General features: G+C 58.1%; 23 protein-coding genes. 6 read left to right on the top strand and 17 right to left on the bottom strand.

The window, feature by feature from the left end:
* Positions 1-13 precede the first annotated feature (13 nt).
* Positions 14-541 (bottom strand): RNA pyrophosphohydrolase, encoded by a 528-nt coding sequence (rppH, locus tag BN1115_RS04625; protein WP_033135511.1) that lies wholly within the window; start codon positions 539-541, stop codon positions 14-16.
* Positions 542-1,274: 733 nt separating this feature from the next.
* Between rppH and mutH the strand changes: the two genes are divergently transcribed.
* Complete coding sequence (mutH, locus tag BN1115_RS04620; RefSeq protein ID WP_042656254.1) at positions 1,275-1,949, top strand: DNA mismatch repair endonuclease MutH; 675 nt, start codon at positions 1,275-1,277, stop codon at positions 1,947-1,949.
* A gap of 80 nt (positions 1,950-2,029) precedes the next feature.
* Positions 2,030-2,353: an isoamylase early set domain-containing protein gene (locus BN1115_RS04615; RefSeq protein ID WP_019445584.1), complete on the top strand. Its 324-nt coding sequence runs from the start codon at positions 2,030-2,032 to the stop codon at positions 2,351-2,353.
* Positions 2,354-2,461: 108 nt separating this feature from the next.
* On the opposite strand, the gene rplS is transcribed toward BN1115_RS04615, so the two are convergent.
* The 5 genes from rplS to ffh all read right to left on the bottom strand — a co-directional run bounded on the left by rplS (position 2,462) and on the right by ffh (position 5,974).
* Positions 2,462-2,809, bottom strand: a complete 348-nt coding sequence (gene rplS, locus BN1115_RS04610) for a 50S ribosomal protein L19 (RefSeq protein ID WP_005313505.1) — start codon at positions 2,807-2,809, stop codon at positions 2,462-2,464.
* Positions 2,810-2,841: 32 nt separating this feature from the next.
* A complete protein-coding gene (gene trmD / locus BN1115_RS04605; protein WP_042656253.1) occupies positions 2,842-3,591 on the bottom strand; it encodes a tRNA (guanosine(37)-N1)-methyltransferase TrmD in 750 nt (249 codons plus the stop codon).
* A gap of 34 nt (positions 3,592-3,625) precedes the next feature.
* Positions 3,626-4,147, bottom strand: coding sequence for a ribosome maturation factor RimM (gene rimM / locus BN1115_RS04600; RefSeq protein ID WP_042059665.1), 522 nt, complete (start codon positions 4,145-4,147; stop codon positions 3,626-3,628).
* Between the two features lie 24 nt (positions 4,148-4,171).
* Positions 4,172-4,420 carry a 30S ribosomal protein S16 gene (gene rpsP, locus BN1115_RS04595; RefSeq protein WP_042059663.1) on the bottom strand — a complete coding sequence of 83 codons (249 nt, stop codon included), beginning with the start codon at positions 4,418-4,420 and terminating at the stop codon, positions 4,172-4,174.
* 177 nt (positions 4,421-4,597) lie between these two features.
* Positions 4,598-5,974, bottom strand: a complete 1,377-nt coding sequence (ffh, locus tag BN1115_RS04590; protein WP_033135516.1) for a signal recognition particle protein — start codon at positions 5,972-5,974, stop codon at positions 4,598-4,600.
* Positions 5,975-6,176: 202 nt separating this feature from the next.
* Here ffh and BN1115_RS04585 point away from each other — a divergent pair, with 202 nt between their 5' ends.
* Both BN1115_RS04585 and BN1115_RS04580 read left to right on the top strand, forming a co-directional pair.
* Entirely contained in the window at positions 6,177-6,965 is a 789-nt protein-coding gene (locus tag BN1115_RS04585) for a cytochrome C assembly family protein (protein ID WP_042059703.1), read from the top strand.
* A 40-nt stretch (positions 6,966-7,005) separates the two neighbouring features.
* Entirely contained in the window at positions 7,006-8,286 is a 1,281-nt protein-coding gene (locus BN1115_RS04580) for an HlyC/CorC family transporter (RefSeq protein WP_042059662.1), read from the top strand.
* A gap of 40 nt (positions 8,287-8,326) precedes the next feature.
* Here BN1115_RS04580 and BN1115_RS04575 read toward each other — a convergent pair whose 3' ends face one another.
* Positions 8,327-8,797 (bottom strand): Rrf2 family transcriptional regulator, encoded by a 471-nt coding sequence (locus tag BN1115_RS04575; protein ID WP_042059661.1) that lies wholly within the window; start codon positions 8,795-8,797, stop codon positions 8,327-8,329.
* A 111-nt stretch (positions 8,798-8,908) separates the two neighbouring features.
* Here BN1115_RS04575 and hmpA point away from each other — a divergent pair, with 111 nt between their 5' ends.
* Positions 8,909-10,102 (top strand): NO-inducible flavohemoprotein, encoded by a 1,194-nt coding sequence (hmpA, locus tag BN1115_RS04570; protein ID WP_042656252.1) that lies wholly within the window; start codon positions 8,909-8,911, stop codon positions 10,100-10,102.
* Between the two features lie 98 nt (positions 10,103-10,200).
* Here the strand turns inward: hmpA and BN1115_RS04565 are convergent, their stop codons facing one another.
* The 6 genes from BN1115_RS04565 to BN1115_RS04540 all read right to left on the bottom strand — a co-directional run bounded on the left by BN1115_RS04565 (position 10,201) and on the right by BN1115_RS04540 (position 15,160).
* A complete protein-coding gene (locus tag BN1115_RS04565; protein WP_128821500.1) occupies positions 10,201-10,782 on the bottom strand; it encodes a tetratricopeptide repeat protein in 582 nt (193 codons plus the stop codon).
* A gap of 398 nt (positions 10,783-11,180) precedes the next feature.
* Complete coding sequence (mdh, locus tag BN1115_RS04560) at positions 11,181-12,116, bottom strand: malate dehydrogenase (protein ID WP_005340384.1); 936 nt, start codon at positions 12,114-12,116, stop codon at positions 11,181-11,183.
* Between the two features lie 221 nt (positions 12,117-12,337).
* Positions 12,338-13,000 (bottom strand): arginine ABC transporter permease ArtM, encoded by a 663-nt coding sequence (artM, locus tag BN1115_RS04555; protein ID WP_042656251.1) that lies wholly within the window; start codon positions 12,998-13,000, stop codon positions 12,338-12,340.
* A gap of 3 nt (positions 13,001-13,003) precedes the next feature.
* Positions 13,004-13,654 carry an arginine ABC transporter permease ArtQ gene (artQ, locus tag BN1115_RS04550; protein WP_042656250.1) on the bottom strand — a complete coding sequence of 217 codons (651 nt, stop codon included), beginning with the start codon at positions 13,652-13,654 and terminating at the stop codon, positions 13,004-13,006.
* A 3-nt stretch (positions 13,655-13,657) separates the two neighbouring features.
* Positions 13,658-14,395: a transporter substrate-binding domain-containing protein gene (locus BN1115_RS04545; protein ID WP_005348898.1), complete on the bottom strand. Its 738-nt coding sequence runs from the start codon at positions 14,393-14,395 to the stop codon at positions 13,658-13,660.
* A 24-nt stretch (positions 14,396-14,419) separates the two neighbouring features.
* Positions 14,420-15,160 carry an ATP-binding cassette domain-containing protein gene (locus BN1115_RS04540; RefSeq protein ID WP_005357971.1) on the bottom strand — a complete coding sequence of 247 codons (741 nt, stop codon included), beginning with the start codon at positions 15,158-15,160 and terminating at the stop codon, positions 14,420-14,422.
* Between the two features lie 201 nt (positions 15,161-15,361).
* Here BN1115_RS04540 and argR point away from each other — a divergent pair, with 201 nt between their 5' ends.
* On the top strand, positions 15,362-15,832 hold the full coding sequence (argR, locus tag BN1115_RS04535) for a transcriptional regulator ArgR (RefSeq protein WP_005340378.1): 471 nt from the start codon (positions 15,362-15,364) through the stop codon (positions 15,830-15,832).
* A 90-nt stretch (positions 15,833-15,922) separates the two neighbouring features.
* Here the strand turns inward: argR and BN1115_RS04530 are convergent, their stop codons facing one another.
* From BN1115_RS04530 to BN1115_RS04515, 4 genes are all read right to left on the bottom strand, one after another.
* Positions 15,923-16,828 carry a Dyp-type peroxidase gene (locus tag BN1115_RS04530; protein WP_042656249.1) on the bottom strand — a complete coding sequence of 302 codons (906 nt, stop codon included), beginning with the start codon at positions 16,826-16,828 and terminating at the stop codon, positions 15,923-15,925.
* 103 nt (positions 16,829-16,931) lie between these two features.
* On the bottom strand, positions 16,932-17,966 hold the full coding sequence (locus tag BN1115_RS04525) for an ABC transporter ATP-binding protein (protein WP_042656248.1): 1,035 nt from the start codon (positions 17,964-17,966) through the stop codon (positions 16,932-16,934).
* Positions 17,967-18,048: 82 nt separating this feature from the next.
* Positions 18,049-19,674: an ABC transporter permease gene (locus tag BN1115_RS04520; protein ID WP_042656247.1), complete on the bottom strand. Its 1,626-nt coding sequence runs from the start codon at positions 19,672-19,674 to the stop codon at positions 18,049-18,051.
* A 39-nt stretch (positions 19,675-19,713) separates the two neighbouring features.
* A complete protein-coding gene (locus BN1115_RS04515) occupies positions 19,714-20,721 on the bottom strand; it encodes a Fe(3+) ABC transporter substrate-binding protein (RefSeq protein ID WP_005340374.1) in 1,008 nt (335 codons plus the stop codon).
* Between the last annotated feature and the right edge of the window lie 43 nt (positions 20,722-20,764).

Raw genomic sequence — 20,764 nt, 5'->3', positions numbered from 1 at the left:
TAATCTGTGCTCCTTAACGGGCGCGATTGCGTCGCCCATCCTTCTTGTTGACCTGCACTGCCGGCACTGGCATCGCCAGCGGGGCAAACTCTTTCATGACCCGGCGGTAAACCTCCCGCTTGAACGAGACGACCTGACGCACCGGGTACCAGAAGCTGACCCAACGCCAGTCGTCAAATTCGGGATGGCCATGACAGCCGAACTGGATCCGCGATTCCCTGCCCGGACCAAGTTGTAACAGGAACCATTTTTGCTTTTGGCCAATACAGACCGGTGAACTGTCCCAGCGGACAAGACGTTTGGGTAAACGGTACTTTAGCCAGTTACGACTGGTGGCCATGATGGTCACATCTTCGGGCTTGAGGCCAATCTCCTCATACAGCTCTCGATACATGGCCTGCTCTGGCGTTTCACCATCATCAACCCCCCCCTGCGGAAACTGCCAGGAGTGCTGCCCATAGCGTTTAGCCCACAACACTTGTCCTTCACGGTTACAGATCACGATACCGACATTGGGACGAAATCCGTCGCCATCAATCACGTGATCACCTTATAAAGGCTGAATCTATAAGGAGATTGTTCCACATTCACTCCGTGGCAGCAAACAAGGAGTGAATCCCCTGTTTCATGAATAACTTTCAATTTCAAACATACTTATAAACAAATCCAAGGATCCGCGCCCCCAAGTTGCCCACCCAGGCTGTGCATAAAGCTGTTAGCAAACGGGTATATACAGTACTTTTTAACTGTACGCAAAAAGCGACTTTTCGCGCAACCTCGCAGATGAAAAGATAAAAAAACATTATTATACATGCAGTTGAATCAAAACAACTGGATCTAGATCCATGTCAATCAAAGAGCCAGATTCATGATCCGGATTGTGAACAAGTTCAACTGTTCAAAGATCCACCGCGGCGAAATTATCCACAGGAGTGGCACAATATCTACCCCGTTTACCCGATAAAAATGGGGTGGCATTCACAATTTTTTGTAACATATCAGCGACTCCACCCACTTTCATCCACTTATCCAAGATTTCTGTGGATAACTGTGTGTAACATCATGCACAAACCCTTGGACAACTATTTCGAGGTCAAACCAGACCTGGATCACTGCTCGATAAAATAGACAAAACCCTTTAAAATCATCACGATGAGCTGATAGTCCCCAAATTCTCTGCATTTGATCTTATCCACTCAGGATCGGTCATAAAAACAGCGATCCTTCTCGGGATCCTCCCCTGTTAGAATATGGCGAGCAAGATGGAGCCAACTATGCCAAGCAATCCCCAATCCGAGCAGGAGTTATTGAGCCGCGCCTATGCCATAGCTGGCTTCACCCTGGCGCAGCTGGCCGCCGAGGCTGGCGTCGCGGTGCCCAGCGATCTGCGCCGTGACAAGGGGTGGGTCGGTCAGTTGATCGAGCTGCAACTGGGGGCCAGCGCAGGGAGCAAGCCGGAACAGGACTTCCCGGAGCTGGGGATCGAACTCAAGACGATCCCCGTGGATCCTCAGGGCAAACCGCTGGAGACCACCTTCGTCTGTGTCGCCCCACTGATCGGCGTCAGCGGCCAGCGCTGGGAGGAGTCAAACGTGCGCAACAAGCTCTCCCGGGTACTCTGGATCCCGGTGGAAGGCAGTCGCGAGATCCCGGTTGGCGAGCGGCGGGTCGGTATGCCGCTGATGTGGAGCCCGAATCAAGAGGACGATCGGCTACTGCGTCAGGACTGGGAGGAGCTGATGGACATGATTGTGCTGGGGGAAGTGGAGCAGATCAGCGCGCGCCACGGCCAGGTGATGCAACTGCGGCCCAAGGCCGCCAACAACAAGGCACTGACAAGAGCCATCGGTCGTGATGGTCAACCCATCATGACCCTACCGCGCGGCTTCTATCTCAAGATCGACTTCACCCACAGCCTGCTGCAACGCTATTTTGCCCTGCCGACTTGATCTGCCTTATCAACATCTTTGTCATATGATGGTATAAAAATAGACAGGAGCCATTTTTAACTCACAGACAAGGAGGCGTCATGCCACTGATCAAACAGTTTTTAAAGTCCAAGCCCGAGGTCAAGGTGACCTTCGCCGTAGAGAAGGAGGCCGCCGCAGGCGCGGAGCAGGTGATGCTGATCGGTGAGTTCACCCAGTGGCAACCGGTCGAGCTGAAGCGCATGAAGAGCGGTGAGTTCAAAGCCACCCTCAATCTGCCGACCGACGGCCCGGGTTACTTCGAATATTGCTACCAGCTCATCACCCCGGAAGGTGAGACCCTCTACGAGAATGACTGGGCAGCAGATGACTATGTACCAGGCCCCTTCGGGCGCGACAACTCGGTAGTACGGGTCATCCAGTAACGGCACCCAGATAGCCAATAGACGGATACAAAAAAGGCTCGCCATTGGCGAGCCTTTTCACTACCTGTCGAGCTATTTGCCGACATACCGACACCAATTCGAATCGAATTAGTTGAGCTTCTCTTTGATACGAGCAGCTTTGCCGGACAGGTTGCGCAGGTAGTACAGTTTGGCGCGGCGAACATCACCACGACGCTTCAGTTCTACACTGTGGATCAGCGGAGAGTGAGTCTGGAATACACGCTCAACACCTTCGCCGTTGGAGATCTTGCGAACGGTGAAAGCAGAGTGCAGACCGCGGTTACGCTTGGCAATAACGATGCCTTCGAAAGCCTGCAGACGCTCTTTACCACCTTCTTTAACACGAACTTGAACACGTACAGTGTCGCCCTGGGCAAAAGCCGGGATGTCGGTACGCAGTTGCTCTTGTTCAAGCTGCTGAATAATCTTGCTCATTGTCTTTCCTTACCTAGGATAAACTGAAAACTCTACTTAACGCTGTCACGCACTTCGCGGACATACTCGGCAAGAAGTGATTCTTGCTCGTCAGTCAGAGCTAGGTTGTTAATAAGTTCCGGCCTTCTTTGCCAGGTTCGTCCGAGCGACTGTTTGAGACGCCAGCGTCGAATCACTTCGTGATTGCCGCTTGTCAGCGCCTCGGGCACCGCCAATCCATCCAACACCTCCGGCCGAGTGTAGTGGGGATGATCCAGCAAGCCACCCATAAAGGAGTCTTGCTCGGCACTGGCCTGATCACCCAAAACCCCCGGGACCAGACGCGAAACCGCATCGATCAGGGTCATGGCAGGCAACTCGCCACCACTTAACACGTAATCCCCGATAGACCACTCTTCGTCGACTTCGGTTTGTATCACGCGTTCATCGATACCTTCGTATCGACCGGCTACCAGAATCAGTTTCTGATTCGTCGCCAACTCGGTTACGCCCGCTTGAGTCAGCTTGCGTCCCTGAGGAGAGAGATAGATGACTTTCGCCCCGTCTCCCGCCGCTTGCTTGGCTGCATGAATCGCGTCACGCAGCGGCTGAACCATCATTAACATGCCGGGCCCACCACCATAAGGACGATCATCGACCGTACGGTGTTTATCGTGGGTAAACTCCCGGGGGTTCCAGCACTCAATCTGCAGCAGGCCACTCTTGACGGCCCGACCCGTTACCCCGTGCTCGGTAATGGCTCGGAACATTTCAGGGAAGAGGCTAATGACCCCAATCCACATAAGAAACCTCCGGCACCCGTGTTAGCGCGGGAAACTAGAAACCAGGATCCCAATCAACTTCGATTGTTCGAGCAGTCAGATCAATATTCTTGATCACCTGCTCTTCCAGGAACGGAATCAACCGCTCCTTTGCACCAAAGGCATCTTTTACATTGGCCTCAACCACCAACACATCGTTGGAGCCGGTTTCCATCAATTCGGTCACCTTGCCCAGGTCGTATCCCTTGGTGGTCACCACGGAGCAACCAATCAGGTCACGCCAGTAGAACTCACCTTCAGGCAACGCAGGCAACAGATCGGCGGGTACACCAATCTCGACATTGGTCAATGCCAGGGCATCTTCGCGCACATCGATACCATCGAGTTTGCAGATCAGACCCTTGTTGTGACGTTTCCAGGATGAAACTCGAATTTCACGCCACGCCCCGTTCTGATTAATCAGCCAGGGGTTGTAATCGAAAATCGCTTCGGCAACATCGGTGAAGGAGTTCACTTTAAGCCAGCCCTTGATGCCATAAACGGTACCCAGGGTGCCCAGAACTATAGGTTTTTCCACCTTAACTCCTTACCGTTTGGCTGATTAAGCAGCTTTTTTAGCGTCTTTGATCAGCTTGGCAACGCGGTCAGAAACAGCGGCACCAGTAGCAACCCAATGCTCGATACGAGCCAGGTCCAGGTTCAGCTTTTCAGCAGAACCAGCAGCAACCGGGTTGAAGAAACCAACGCGCTCGATGAAGCGACCGTCACGGGCGCAACGGCTGTCAGAAACTACTACCTGGTAAAACGGACGCTTTTTCGCGCCACCACGTTGTAAACGAATGGTTACCATATCGTCCTCATTAACATCTAATGAACAAGGCCCGCAAACACGCGGACCCTAGCTTAAAATAAGCCGCGTAATTCTACTTGGATTCGTAATAATTGCAACCAAGCCAGCCATTTTTTGCGCAGAACAGCAATGAAAAGGGGCCTGCCGCTGCAGACCCCCATCAACACGCGGGCCGGATCAGAACGGGCCGCGACCGCCACCGAAACCGGGGGGCATCATGTTCTTCATCTGGCTCATCATCTTGCGCATGCCGCCCTTGCCGGACATTTTTTTCATCATGCGCTGCATCTCGGTGAACTGCTTGAGCAGCTTGTTCACGTCCTGCACCTGCATGCCGGAGCCTGCGGCGATACGGCGTTTGCGGGAACCCTTGATGAGATCAGGATGAGCGCGCTCTTTCGGCGTCATGGAGCTGATGATCGCTTCCATCCGCACGGTGAGCTTGTCATCCATCTGATCTTTCACGTTATCCGGCAAACCAGACATGCCGGGCAGCTTGTCGAGCATCCCCATCATGCCGCCCATGTTGCGCATCTGGGCCAGTTGCTCGCGGAAGTCCTCGAGATCGAAGCCTTTACCGCTCTTGACCTTACTGGCCAGCTTGGCCGCTTTCTCTTTATCGACGTTGCGCTCGACCTCTTCGATAAGAGAGAGCACATCGCCCATGCCGAGGATGCGGGAGGCGAGACGATCCGGGTGGAATGGCTCCAGCGCGTCAGTCTTCTCACCCATACCGATAAACTTGACCGGCTTGCCAGTGATGTGACGCACCGACAGCGCGGCACCACCACGGGCGTCGCCGTCCGCCTTGGTGAGGATTACACCGGTAAGCGGCAACGCTTCGTTGAATGCCTTGGCGGTGTTGGCGGCATCCTGACCAGTCATGGCATCGACCACGAACAGGGTTTCGACCGGCTTGATGGTGGCGTGCAGATGCTGGATCTCGGCCATCATCTCGCTGTCGACGTGCAGACGACCGGCGGTATCGACGATCACCACGTCATAAAACTTCTTGCGCGCCTGATCGATGGCGGCGGTGGCGATGTCGACCGGCTTCTGGCTGGCGTCGCTCGGGAAGAAGTCAACCCCGATGTCGCTGGCCAGGGTCTCCAGCTGCTTGATCGCCGCAGGGCGATAGACGTCAGCACTGACCACCAGCACTTTCTTCTTGCTGCGCTCTTTGAGCAGTTTGGCCAGTTTGCCGACCGTGGTGGTCTTACCGGCACCCTGCAGACCGGCCATCAGGATGATCGCAGGCGGCTGGGCAGCCAGGTTGAGCTGTTCGTTGGCCTCCCCCATCACGGTGACCAGTTCACCGTGCACAATCTTGATGAATGCCTGGCCAGGGCTCAGGGATTTGGCCACTTCCTGCCCGACTGCGCGCTCTTTGACGCGTGCCACGAAATCACGCACTACCGGCAGGGCGACATCCGCCTCGAGCAGCGCCATGCGGACTTCGCGCAGGGTTTCCTTGATGTTCTCTTCGGTCAGACGACCACGGCCACTGACATTGCGCAAGGTGCGCGAGAGTCGTTCAGTCAAATTCTCAAACATGACGGATTCCGGTTCTTGGCGTAATAAATTGGGGGCATTATAACCCAGAGCGGGCGCGAGGACGATTATTCACCGCACCGCAGCAGCAGGGACCTTCTCCCTATATATGGGCAGATCGACTGTTGCACAACTGGCGAGCACTTCTCGTGCAAGGTATACTGCCCCTCTTACCCTCAAAAGCTTGTGCAACAACGACCTGGTTATGATCGTAATCTCTGTTCTGGCCCTGGCGTTTTATCTGCTGGCCATCATCGCCTCCCTGCATCTGTTACTGAGCGCCAAGCCGGTGGGACAGCGCTCCCTGTTTGCCTGTATCGGATTGGCCCTGATCGCCCATGCCAGCGCCCTCGGTTCAGAGGTATTGCAGAGTTCCGGCCAGAACCTGAGCATGCTCAACGTCGCCTCGCTGGTCAGTCTCATCATCAGTTGCTTCATGACCTGCGTCACCCGCCGCTTCAACGGCTGGATCCTGCTGCCGGTGGTCTACAGCTTCTCGGCCCTGCTGCTGGCGGCCAGCGCCCTGATCCCAGGTCGCTACATCACCCATCTGGAGGCCCATCCCCAGCTGTTGCTGCACATCGGCCTCGCGCTGATGGCCTACTCGGTATTGATGATCGCCTGTCTGTTTGCACTGCAGCTCGCCTGTCTGGACAAGCAACTTAAGTCTAGAAAAATCAGTAACCTGCCAGCCATGCCACCATTGATGACGGTGGAGAAACGGCTGTTCCAGCTGATCTCTGCGGGGGTGCTGCTGCTGACCCTCTCCATCGCCTCCGGCCTCTTCTTCCTCGAAGACATGTTCGCCCAGGGCAAATCCCACAAGGCGGTGCTCTCCATTCTTGCCTGGTGTGTCTACGTGTTGTTGCTGTGGGGTCATCACACCTATGGCTGGCGCGGCCGTAAAGTCATCACGCTCAGTCTGATTGGCAGCGTCATCCTGACCCTTGCCTACTTTGGCAGCCGCTTCGTCAAAGAAGTGTTGCTGAGCTGACCCCTACTTTTTTCGTCACACCATCCAACAGGAGCCCTTTTTGGACAGCATCTCAACGAGCACATTACTGATTGTCCTCGTTATCTTGATCCTTCTATCCGCTTTTTTCTCCAGTTCCGAAACCGGCTTGATGTCCATCAACCGCTACAAGCTGCGGCATCTGGCACAGACCAAACACAAAGCAGCACGCCGCGTCGAGCAACTGCTCGCCCGCCCCGATCGCCTGCTGGGGCTGATCCTGATCGGCAACAATCTGGTCAATATCCTTGCCTCCGCCATCGCCACCATCGTTTGTATCCGACTGTTTGGTGATCTCGGCGTCGCCATCGCCACCTTCGGCCTGACCCTGGTGGTGCTGGTGTTTGGTGAAGTGACCCCCAAGACCCTGGCCGCCATGTTCCCGGAGAAGATCGCCTATCCCGCCTCCTGGATCCTGAAAGGATTGATGGTGCCGCTCTCGCCGCTGGTCTGGCTGATCAACGGCATCACCAGCGGCCTGCTCAAGATGCTGAAGATTAATCCCAACAAGGATGACTCCCTCAACACCGAGGAGCTGCGCACCATCGTCAACGAGGCAGGCAACCTGATCCCCAAGCGTCATCAGGAGATGCTGCTCAGCATCCTGGATCTCGACAAGATGCTGGTCGAGGACATCATGGTGCCACGCAGCGATATCTACGCCATCGACATCAACGATGACTGGAAGAGCATCCAGCGTCAGCTGGCTCACTGCGCCCACACCAAGATCCTGCTCTATCGTGACAATATCGACGACGTTGTCGGCTTTTTACACGCGCGCGATGCCCTGAGACTGGTAGCTCGGGATCTGTTCAACAAATCGAGTCTGTTGCGGGAAGTGGACGAGATCTACTTCATTCCGGAAGGCACCCCGCTCAACGTGCAGCTGGCCAAGTTCCAGCGCAACAAGGAGCGGATCGGCCTGATTGTCGATGAGTATGGCGATATTCAGGGGCTGATCACCCTGGACGACATTCTGGAAGAGATCGTGGGCGACTTCACCACCTCCATGACGCCCGCGCCGAGCGACGAGATCCACCCCCAGCCGGACGGCACGTTTCTGGTGGAAGGCTCGGCCAGTGTGCGCGAGCTGAACAAGGAGATGAACTGGCACCTGCCCATCGACGGCCCGCGCACCCTCAACGGTCTGATCCTCGAATATCTGGAGGAGATCCCCCAGCCCAACATCGGGATCCGACTGGCCGGTTATCCTATCGAGATCCTCGATGTGGAGAACAACATGGTGAAGATGGCGCGGATCATGCCGGCATCTTACCGGGCCGATACGGATTCACAACATTGAAAAAGGGCTGCCAGTGGCAGCCCTTTTCTATTGCTCATTTTCATTGTTCGTCTTCGTCATCCGGCTCCAACACCAGCGTCGGGATCAACTCACCGAAGACCCGCTGCAACTCGTCACGGTTGGCCAGCAGGTCTTGCAGCGTATAGCTGTCCATCACCGCCAAAAATGCATCCATCGCCTCTCGCAGCGCACTCTTGAGCAGGCAGACCGAGACGATGTGGCAAACGGGCGAGCCGCAGTCGATCCCGTCCAGATTGCCTTCCAGCGCCCGGATAACCTGCCCGATATTGATGGTGGCCGGATCGCAAGCCATGCGAATACCGCCATTCTTGCCCCGCTGGGACTGCAGATAGCCCAGCTTCACCAGCTGATTGACCACCTTCACCATGTGGTTGCGGGAAACGCCATACAGGGCCGATACCTTGGCGACGCTCGACAACTCCCCTTCCGGCAGGGTGGCAAGATAGAGCAGGGCTCTCAATCCGAAATCTGTATAACTGGTTAGTCTCATAAAACCTGATTAGCGCAATGCGAAAAGTGGAGTATTGATTCAAATCAAATAAACATCTAGGATGCCACTTATTAAATGACATTTTATATGTTCAATTAGAACGAGGCCCCTATGCTAGATCAAACCACCGTTGCCGTCATCAAAAGCACCATTCCGCTGCTCGAATCGGCAGGTCCGGCCCTTACCCAGCACTTCTATCAGCGGATGTTCAGCCATAACCCGGAGCTGAAAGATATCTTCAACCTGGCCCATCAACGCAGTGGCGGCCAGCCGCTGGCCCTGTTCAATGCGGTCGCGGCTTACGCCAGGAATATCGACAATCTGGGGACACTCGCCGGCGCGGTCGAGCGGATTGCGCACAAACATACCGGATTCCTGATCCAGCCAGAACAATATCACATTGTAGGTAGTCATCTCTTGGCCACGCTCAAAGAATTGGGCGGAAGTGCTGTCACCGACGAGGTGCTGGAGGCATGGGGCAAGGCGTATGGCGTGCTGGCCGACATCTTTATCGGCCGCGAGCGGGAGATCTATCAGGAGAAGGCCAATCAGGATGGCGGCTGGCAAGGTACCCGCAGCTTCATCATCAAGGAGAAGCGGGCCGAGAGCGCCCTCATCACCTCCTTCCTGCTGGCGCCTGAAGATGGCAAGCCGGTACTGGCCTTCAAGCCGGGCCAATACCTCAGCGTCAAGCTGGCTCACTCCGAGCTCGAATATCAGGAGATCCGTCAGTACTCCCTCTCCGATGCGCCCAACGGGCAGAATTACCGCATCAGCGTCAAACGCGAGCCACAGGGTCAGGTCTCCAACCTGCTGCACGATCACCTGCAGGTGGGTGACAAGATCGAGGTGATGCCCCCCACTGGTGATTTTTACCTGAAAGCCGACAGCCATACCCCGGTCGTACTGCTCTCCGCCGGTGTCGGTGTGACGCCGATGATGAGCATGCTCAACCAACTGCTGGCAAGCGGCCATCAGGCTGATATCACCTGGCTGCACGCCTGCGAGCAGGGCGCTGTACACGCCTTCCGGGAGGATATTCAGCAAAAATCCCGCCAGCATCCCAACTTGCTGAGCCGGACCTGGTATCGGGAGCCGGAGGCCAGTAATGTGCAGGGTCAAGATTACGACCTTTCCGGCACCATGGTTCTGACTGAAGTAAAGGAGCGCATAACGCCACAGGCCCACTACTACTTCTGTGGCCCCGTGAGCTTCATGCAGGCAATCAAGCGGCAGCTGCTGGCGGCGGGGGTGCCGGCCGATCAGCTTCATTACGAAGTTTTTGGCCCCCATCAAGATCTCTAAGACGCGGGCAACCATATAACGGAGGGAGGCTCCGGCCTGTCATGGCACGGCGGCTGGAACCGGACCCACAGGTGCAGACCTGTGGGTCATTTTTTGGATCAGTGCATCGCCTTGGCGCGGGCCACCACGTTGGCCGGCATCCGGTTGCCAAGACGGTTGAGTAGACTCGCCGCCTTCTGGTGCAGCGCCTTGTCACCGATGACTGCGCCATGGAGCCAGCGGTAGGCGTCCTCATAATCGAGCGGGCTGCCCATCCCCTGCAACAGCATCTCGACCCACTCGATGCGGGCGCGCAGAAAACCGAGGCTGGCCGCCTCGCGCATCAGGGTCTCGGCACGCACCAGATCCTTCTGCACCAGGGTTCCCTTCCAGTAGTAGCGGCCCAGTTGCTCCAGCGCGGGCGCCAACCCCTGATTGGCCGCCTCCCACATATATTGCACTCCGAGTTCGGCGTTGGGCTTGGTACAGACGCCCCATGCCAGCATATCGCCCCAGAGGTACTGATAGGCCGGGATCTTCATCACCGAGGCGCGCGCTTCGATATCCTGAGTCAGCTGACAGCGATCCTGTTTAACCTGAGTGAGGTGGCGCCCCTGCTCAATCCAGTTGAGCAGCTCGTCCTGACGATAGAGCGGCACCGCCTGCAACTCGCCTGCGGCCAGAGGTGCGGGAGGCACCACTACAGCGGCAGGCTCCGCCGGTTTTGGCAGCGGCGCGGCCCCCTCGCCACTGCTGGCAACGGGTGTGACCGGCTCGGCCGGAAGCAAGACGGGGACAGCCTCAGAGGGCGCTGGCGTAGCAGCAGAGACAGGGGCCGTTGCCACCGCAGCACTGCTTGCGGTCGGAGTCGATGCACTAACCGCTGGCGCATCGCTCGATACGGCAGCCGATACCGCCTCGGCACCATAGAGGGGAGAGGTGAATGCACCGACAAGAACGAGAAGGGTAAGGGGTTTCATCATAAGGATCTCCTGCTGCACTCTGTTATCGGCACCAACCCCCATCCCCTTAGCCTGCCGGGCGGATCTCATCAATACAAAAGGGAGCCGAAGCTCCCTTGTTGGCACGGTTGACCCGCTTACTTGACGAAATCGACACCCAGCTGGATATCGGCTTTCAGGGTAGCCAGCATGCCTTCCATCGCTTCCTGCTCGAACGCGCTCAGCTTGCCGTAATCCAGTACGGTTTCGACGCCGTTCTTGCCCAGCAGTACCGGCTGCGCGAAGAAGGTGGCGTGCTCGCCGTTGCCTTCCACGTAGGCGCACTCAACAACGTTGGCTTCACCCTGCAGACCCTTGATGAGCGACAGACCGAAACGGCAAGCCGCCTGACCCATGGAGAGGGTCGCAGAACCGCCACCGGCTTTGGCTTCCACCACTTCGGTACCGGCATTCTGGATGCGCTTGGTCATGGCAGCCACTTCTTCAGCAGTGAAGGAGGCGCCTTCAATCTGGGAGAGCAGCGGCAGAATGGTCACGCCACTGTGACCACCGATCACGTTGACGCGAACCTTGTCGATGTTCAGCCCTTTGGCGGCAGCAACGAAGGTCTCGGCGCGGATCACGTCCAGGGTGGTGACACCGAACAGACGACGCTTGTCATAGACACCGGCTTTCTTCAGCACTTCGGCGGCGATGGCCACAGTGGTGTTGACCGGGTTGGTGATGATGCCGATCAGTGCTTTCGGGCAAGTGGCCGCGCACTTCTCGACCAGATTCTTGACGATACCGGCGTTGATGTTGAACAGGTCGGAGCGATCCATCCCCGGCTTGCGTGCCACACCGGCGGAGATCAGCACCACATCGGCCCCAACCAGCGCAGGAGTCGGATCTTCACCGCAGAAGCCCTTGATGGCGACGTCGGTAGGAATATGACTGAGGTCAACAGCCACACCCGGGGTCACCGGGGCGATGTCATACAGGCTCAGCTCGGAGCCAGCCGGCAGACGGTTTTTCAACAGCAGAGCGAGGGCTTGACCGATGCCACCAGCGGCACCCAGAACGGCAACTTTCATGATCAACTCCATGTTTAAGCGTAGGTTTAAGGTTGTTTCTTGTTGTGCGCCCAACCTTAATGGATCCCCCCATAAAAAACAATCTGATAACAGTTGCAGTCACGGGTTCTGTGAGCCACGAAACACGCGGGAGCAAAAATTGGAGGAAAATACAAAAAGTTGGAGGAGAAGCACAGTTTTTCTGCACTTCTCCTTACCATAAAGAGGTAGTTATGAAGGTTTCAGGATTGAAATGCCAACGCCCGTTTTTCACACCAGCGAAAACCAATTGTTAACAATCCGTTCATCGCCAAATAAAGCCCGCCAGCCACCCCGAACACCGCCAGGGTATCGTAGGTCTGGGCATTCAACCCCTGCGCCAGCCCCATGATGTCCATGATGGTGATGGTACTGGCGAGAGAGCTCCCCTTGAGCACCAAGATCACCTCGTTGGAGTAGGCTGGCACCAGATGACGGGCGGCGTGGCGCACCTTCATCCAGAGAGTCTGGCCGGAGGAGAAACCGAGCGCCCGGCACGCTTCCACCTCACCGGCCGGGATGGCATCGAGCGCCCCCTTGAACAACCGGGTGGAGTAGGCCGCCGTGTTGAGACCCAACGCCAGCACGGCGCAGAACCAGGGCTGCTTGAGCAGCGGCCAGAGCGGGCTGGCTTTCAGCCACTCGAACTGACCCGGCCCGTAGTAAATCAGGAAGATCTGAATGAGCAGCGGCGTACCGGTAAAGAGCAGCACCCACAACTGCACCAGCTGGGTCGCCACCGGCAGGCGCAACTCCAGCACCCAGGTCATCAGGGCCGCCAGCGCAATCCCCAGCAGCAGGCTGAACAGAGTCAGCTCCAGCGTGGTGACCAGACCGCCCAGCAACGTAACGAGATACTCTTGCATCAGTTAGCCTCCGTAGCGGCGGGTGTAGCGGGCAGCGAGCCCGAGGCCGTACTCGCTCACCAGACTGATAGCCAGATAGATGAGGGCCGCAGCGGCATACCAGGTGAAAGGTTCATAGGTACTAGCCGAGGCCATCTGCGCCTGACGCATCATCTCGTTGACCCCGATCAGCGACACCAGCGCGGTATCTTTCAGTAATACCAGCCACTGGTTGCCGAGGCCCGGCAGGGCGTGACGCCACGCCTGCGGCAACACGATACGCAAGAAGATGTGACTCTTGCCAAGACCCAGCGCCATCGCCGCCAACCGTTGCCCGGCAGGCACCGCATTGAGCGCCGCCCGCAGGGTCTGGGTCGCATAGCTGGCAAACAGCAGGGAGAGCGCCAGCACGCCACAGGCGAACGGGCTGAACTCCACATACTCACCGGTAATTAGGAACAGCACCTGGGTCGAGCCGAAGTAGATGAACAGCACCACCAGCAACTCGGGCAGGCCACGGATCAGCGTGGTCAGGGTGGCCACCGGCCACACCAGCGCACGCTGCTTGCTGAGCTCGGCAGCACTGAACGCCAGTGCCAATACCATGCCCCCGACCAGTGATGCCAAGGCCAGCCCGAGGGTCATCCAGGCTGCATCCAACAACAGGCTCAACATGGCTTACTGCGCGAAGTATTTGTCGAAGATTTTCTGATAGGTGCCGTTGGCCTTGATCTCGGCCAGCCCCTTGTTCAGCTGGGTCAGCAGCTCCTGATTGCCCTTGGCAACCGCGATGCCAAAACCGGTACCGAAGTACTTGGCATCGGTCACCGGCGTACCCACCACCGCATACTCCTTGTGTTGCTTCAGCCAGTCGGCAGCAACGGCGGTATCGGCAAAGACACCGTCGGTACGGCCATTCATCATGTCGAGGAAGGCGCTCTGGTAGCTGGCATAAGGCACGGTCAGCAGACCTTTGCTCACCCAGTTATCCACCAGATAGGACTGGTGAGAGGTGCCGTTCTGCACGCCGACGGTCTTGTCGACCATCTCTTCCGGCCCCTTGAAGGCCCCTTTCTTGGCGACGAATACTGCCGAGTTCTCGTAGTAGATGTCGGAGAAATCGACCTGAGCGGCCCGCTCCGGGGTCACGTCCATGGCGGCGATGGCAGCATCGTAGCGACGGAATTTGAGGCTGGGGATCAGGCTGTCAAAGGCCTGGTTGTGGAAGCTGCACTCCAGCTTGGCCTGCTCGCAGATGGCGCGCGCCAGATCGATGTCAAAACCCTGAAACTCGTTCTTGTCATCCAGGTATTCGAACGGTGCGTAGGTGGCCTCGGTGGCGAACTTGATCTCTTTGGCCATGACGGAGGTACTCAACAGGCCCATGGCAGCAACCAACAACAGACTCTTTTTCATGACAGCTTCCTTATCGATTCAATATCAATGCATCAAGAATTCGGCAAACCGGCTGGTTTGCGGGGATTGGAAAATGGCAGCGGTGCCGGATTCGATGATCCGCCCCTTCTCCAGATAAATCACCTGGCTGGCTACCTTGCGGGCAAAGTCGACCTCGTGGGTCACCACCACCTGGGTAATGCCGGTCTGGCTCAAGTTGCGGATGATCTCGGCCACCTCTTTGGTGATCTCGGGATCGAGGGCTGCTGTCGGCTCGTCAAACAGCAGCACTTCCGGGTCCATCATCAGGGTACGGGCAATGGCCACCCGCTGCTGCTGACCGCCAGAGAGACGGGCAGGCCAGGCATCGCGCTTGTCGGCCAGTTGCAGCTGGGCCAGCAGATAGGCCCCCTTCTCGATGGCGGCCTCCTTGCTCATGCCAAGCACCTTGACCGGCGCTTCAATCAGATTCTCCATCACGGTGAGATGTGGCCAGAGATTGTACTGCTGGAACACCATACCCACCTTGCGACGCAGCAGTTGGGACTGGCGGTTGAATTCGGCGGCAGAGAGGGAGTTCGGGAAAGAAAATTCACTTTCGCCAATCCGCAGAACACCCGCATCCGGGGTATCCAGCAGGTTCATCATCCGTAGCAGGGAACTCTTGCCAGCACCGCTCGGGCCCAGCAACACCAAGGTTTCACCGGGGGATGTCCGAAAGCTGACCTGTTGCAGAACCGGCACCTTGTGCCAGGACTTCTCGATACCTATTAATTCAATACCCATACAGCCCAATTGAATAAGTTTTCAAAATTTCATCCCGATTCTATCCCTAATAAAGGTTGATGCAAGCCATTTTTGAATCAATATGCAGAACAAGCGCCGCTTCCTTGCAAAAAACGGCATATGAATGCAAAATGGCCCCGCTGTTCGTATCTGCCGCCTGTATCGCACAGGCCGCCACACCTCCTCATTCGTGAGACCAAGATGAAACACAACGACAAGCAAGAAAAACTGGCCAAGGCCTTTAAAGCCTTGCTGAAAGAAGAGCGCTTTGGCTCCCAGGCAGAAATCGTCACCGCCCTGCAAGAGCTGGGCTTCGAGAACATCAACCAGTCCAAGGTATCGCGCATGCTGAGCCGCTTCGGCGCCGTTCGCACTCGCAATGCCAAGATGGAGATGGTCTACTGCCTGCCGGTGGAACTGGGCGTCCCCACCACCTCCAGCCCGCTCAAGAATCTGGTGCTGGACGTCGACCACAACGGCGCACTGGTAGTGATCCACACCAGCCCGGGCGCAGCCCAGCTGATCGCCCGCCTGCTCGACTCCCTCGGTAAGGCAGAGGGGATCCTCGGTACCATCGCCGGTGATGACACCATCTTCATCACCCCGACCAGCGACACCGATATCGAAGAGCTCTACCTCTCCGCCCTCGAGCTGTTCGAACAGACCCCGTAATGGTGGCTACCGCGTAACTGCGGTCACGCCAGAACGAAAAATCCCGGCCAAGGCCGGGATTTTTGTTTTCTGAGTCTTCGTCAGGCGGGCTTATTTGCCCTGCGCCATCAAAAAACCTTCCGATGGGGCGAAGAAAGCCGCGCCGGTCACTGCCTTGGTGAAGCGCAGCAGGTGGTCGAAGTGGCTGCCCTCCCCCTTGTACATGCTGGCCAGCATGGCGTTGAAGTGCTGCTGAGTGCGGCAGCAGGAGATGAAGTAGAGCCCCTGCTCGCGCATGGTGCCCCATGGCATGCTCTGGCGCAGGATCTCCATGGACTCCCCTTTCGGCGTCTTGAGGTTGACCCGCTTGATGTGGGCAGTCAGCGGCTTGGCGGCAGACTCATACTCGATGTTGTCGGGCTTGGTGCGACCGATAATGTCTTCCTGCTCTTTTTGCGCCAGCTTCTCCCAGTCGCTCATGGCGTGGACCCAGCGCTGAACGTGGATGTAGGAGCCACCGGCAAACTCGCCCTCGGCCAGCAGCGCCACTTCGGCGCGGTGCTCATCCTGCGGGTTCTCGGTGCCATCGACGAAACCGGTCAGGTCGCGGCAATCCAGATTGCGGAAACCGCGCACCTCTTCGGCCAACTCGACCAGTCCGGCCAGCAGCGCCATCACGCGATGACCGGCATGGTGCAGCACATCTATTCGATCGGCACGCAGCTGCACGAAGAGATCAAACGGGGTGTTGGGGGCTTCCTGACCATTGGCGGATTGCGCCATAAAGCCGCGGAACTGGGGCGGACGGGCGGCAGGGTAGAGACCATCCCAGGCATCGGCGCCAACGGCAACCAGACCGCTGAAACCGGCATCGGGGAAATCGGCGGCCACCGCCTGCCACAGGGCAGGCAACTTGGCCAGACGGCCGGCCAGTTCGGCGGCATCGCCGGTGCGATTGAACATCAGATAGAGGGCGTGCAGATTCGGCTCTGCGCAGATCCCGGCTTGGGCTTTCATATATCTCTCCCCTGAGTAGGCGTTAGCGTTACGGGCTATTAGCGTTGCGCGATTATAAACCAGAGTTGTTCCAGTTCTTTGATTTCACGACGATATCACGCGTTCAGGGTAAAGGGTCGAACAACACCAGCCCATGAGGGGCGACCTTGATCCGTGCCCGCATCCCTTCAAGGGGCTCGCCAATGCTCGCCTCCAGCTGCAGATCGCCACACTCGAACAGCACCCGGCAATGGTGGCCGAGGAACTGCTGCTCCACCACCTTGAGCTCGCCCTCTGCGGCGCTCTCCAGCAGCAGTTGCTGGGGTCTGAGCATCAACTGCAACTGCTCGCCCACCGCACGACCATGGGGTTCGCTGCCACAGATGACCCCGAGCACCGTCTGCACGCAGTGGCTGTCCACCACCTCGGCGGCCAGATAGTTGACCCCGCCGAGAAACTCCGCCACGAAGCGGTTTTGCGGGCGGCGATAGAGCTGCTCCGGCTGGCCCACCTGCTCGATGTGACCGGCGCGAAACAGCGCCAGCCGATCGGCGAAGGCGAAGGCCTCCTCCTTGCTGTGGCTGACGAAGATGGCGCCGATCCCCTGCTGCTTGAGCAGGGCGCGGATCTCGAGGATCAACTTCATCCGCACCTGTGTGTCGATATTGGAGAAGGGTTCATCCAGCAGCATCAGCCGCGGCTTGCACACCAGCGCCCGGGCGATGGCCACCCGCTGCTGCTGACCACCGGAGAGCTGGTGCGGATAACGATCCCCCAGCCCCTGCAGATTGACCAGCGTCAGCGCCTCGTCCACCTGCTGCTGGCGGGCGCGGCGATCGAGTTTGGTCAGGCCAAAGCCAACATTGTCGGCCACCGTCAGGTGGGGAAAGAGGGCGTAATCCTGAAAGATCATCCCGATATTGCGCGCCTCGGGCGGCACGCTGGCACCCGGCCCGTCGAGCAGGGTATCGCCGAGGCGAATCGAGCCCTCAGCCAACGGCAGCAGCCCTGCGATGGCCTTGAGCAACGTGGTTTTGCCGCAGCCACTGGCTCCCAGCAGGCAGACGATCTCGTTGTCTTCCACCGTCAGGGAGAGCTGCTCCAGCACATTGCGGCCGTTGTAACGGCAGCTGACATTTTCAACCTGCAAACAGGACAAGGCTGACTTCCTCTCGTTTCTGGCGGCGCGCTGCCTTTCGGTTCAGCACACCGCATGCAATTTCATTGACCGACGCGGCGACTCAGTGGCCCGGACTGTCCAGAGTGCGGTTGACCCAGATCAGCGGCAACAGCCCCACCAGCACAATGACGATAGCCCCCAGCGCGCCGCGCTCCAGCATCTCGTCCGAGACAAACTGATAGACGTGGGTCGCCAGAGTATCGAAGTTGAACGGCCGCAGCAGCAGAGCGGCGGGCAGCTCCTTCATGGATTCGATGAATACCAGCATGGCACCGGCAAACAGACCGCGGCGCACCAGCGGCAGATGAACCCGCCGCAGCATGGCGCCATCCCCCTGCCCCAGCGATCGGGCCGCCATGTCGAGACTGGGGGAGATCTTGCCCATGCTGCTCTCCACCGAGCCGATGGCGATGGCCACGAAGCGCACCAGATAACCGAACACGATGGCGGTGATGGTGCCGCTCAGCAGCAAGCCTGGGCCCTGACGCCCGAGCCACTCGGCCAGATCGTTGATGGCAAAGTCGAGGGCGGTGAGCGGCACCAGCACCCCGATGGCGAGCACGGTACCCGGCATGGCGTAGCCCATGGCGGCGATGCGCAGGGGCAACAGACTCTTTATCCCGCCATCGAGGCGGCGGAAGAAGCCGAGCAGCAGGGCGATGCCCATCGCCAGCAGAGCGGTCAGCGCCGAGATGAGCAGGCTGTTACCCGCAAAGCGAACAAACTCCGGCGTCCACGACAACTCGAAGTAGCGCACCCCGTAATCAAGCAGGATGACGAACGGCAGGCCGAAACCGGCCAGCACCAGACCCCAGCACCAGAGACCAGCCAACCAGCGGCGAATCCCCTTGAGCGGGTAACGCAGCGGCTGCTCATGGCCCATCGACTTCTGGAACACCTGCTGCCGACTGCGCGAGCGGCGCTCCAGCGCGATCAGCAACACCACCGCCAGCAACATCAGGCAGGAGAGTTTGGCCGCAGTGGCCAGACTGCCGTAACCGAGCCAGGTGTCGTAGACCGCGGTGGTCAGGGTGTTGATGGCAAAGAAGTGGACAGTGGCAAAATCGGCCAACGTCTCCATCGCCACCAGCGACACCGCCACCATGATGGCCGGGCGCGCCAGCGGCAGACTGAGGCGGCGAAAACTCTGCCACGGGGTGCAGCCGAGCAGGCGGCTGGAGTGGATCAGGCTGACCGACTGCTCGAGAAAAGAGGCGCGGGCCAGCAGATAAACATAGGGGAACAGCACCAGCGCCAGCACCCAGGCGGCGCCGCCGAGGGAGCGAATGGCCGGGAACCAGTAATCGGCCGGACTGTTCCAGCCAAAGAGGGCGCGCAACCCGGCTTGTAGCGGGCCCGAGTAGTCGAGCAGATCGGTATAGACGTAGGCGACGATATAGGAGGGCATCGCCATCGGCAGCATCAGCGCCCACTGCAGGGCGCGCCGCCCCGGCACCTGACACATGGCCACCAGCCAGGCGGTGGGCACGCCAAACAGCAGGCTTAGCAATACTACGCCGACCACCAGCCCTAGGGTATTGGCCAGATAGTCAAGCAGCACGGTATCGGCGAGGTGGCGAAAGAGATCTCCCTCAGCCGAGAAGGCAGAGAAAAGCAGGGCTATAACCGGTAAACCCAGCAGCAGGGCGATGGCCCAGCTGCCGGTCATCCATCCAAAATTTTTCATGAGACCACAGAGGTTGATGGGGCCGTTGGCCCCATCTGATTACAAGTCGAACTTCACTTCATCCAGCAACTGCAAGGCGTCCTTGCGGTGCTTGGCATAATCGCTGACCGGTAGTGCGTCAGACTTGAAACTGCCCCAGGACTTGACCATGGCGGACGGCTCGACCCCGGCCTTGACCGGATACTCGGCATTCACGTCCGCATACATGTGCTGAGCGGTGTCACCAGCCAGAAACTCCATCAGCTTCTGGGCCTCGGCCTTGTTCTTGGCATACTTGGTCATGGCCACACCGCTCACGTTGACGTGGGCACCGCGATCAGCCTGGTTCGGGAAGTTGATATAAACCGCATCCGCCCAGGACTTCTGCGCCGGATCTTTCAACATGGCACCCAGGTAGTAACTGTTGCCGAGCGACACGTCACAGATGCCATCCTTGATCGCCTTGACCTGATCCCGGTCGTTGCCCTGCGGCTTGCGCGCCAGGTTGGCCTTGACCCCTTCCAGCCAGGTTTTGGTCTCGGCCATGCCGTGATGGGCAATCATCGAGGAGACCAGCGCCACATTGTACTCATGCTTGCCGCTGCGGGTGCAGATTTTCCCTTTGAATTCCGGTTTGGCCAGATCTTCATAGCTGATGGTATCGAGCTTGCCGAGGCGATCCTTGCTGGAGTAGATGGCGCGAACCCGGGTAGTCAGCGCGAACCAGCGATTCTCCGGATCACGATAGATGGCGGGGATGTTCTCCTGCAGGATCTTGCTATCCACCGGCTGCACCAGCCCCTTGTCCACCAGATCGGTCAGACGGCTGATGTCGACGGTCAGCATCAGATCGGCCGGAGAGAGCTTGCCTTCCCGCTCCAGACGCTCGTTCAATCCCTCTTTGGCGAACACCACGTTCACCTTGATGCCAGATTCCTTCTCGAACTGCTGGATGATGGGCTTGATCAGCTCATCCTGCCGGTTGGAGTAGACATTCACTTCCCCGGCCGCCAATGCCGACTGAGCTGCCAACGCAGAGAAAGCCAGTGCCAACATCTTCATTTTCATCATCCATTCCTTGATTAGCTATACAGAGTGATAACGATTTCCG

The sequence above is a fragment of the Aeromonas allosaccharophila genome (genome assembly GCF_000819685.1).
GTDB lineage: Bacteria > Pseudomonadota > Gammaproteobacteria > Enterobacterales > Aeromonadaceae > Aeromonas > Aeromonas allosaccharophila.
Note: the sequence above shows the minus strand (reverse complement) of the source record. Positions and strands in the feature narration are given on the sequence as shown.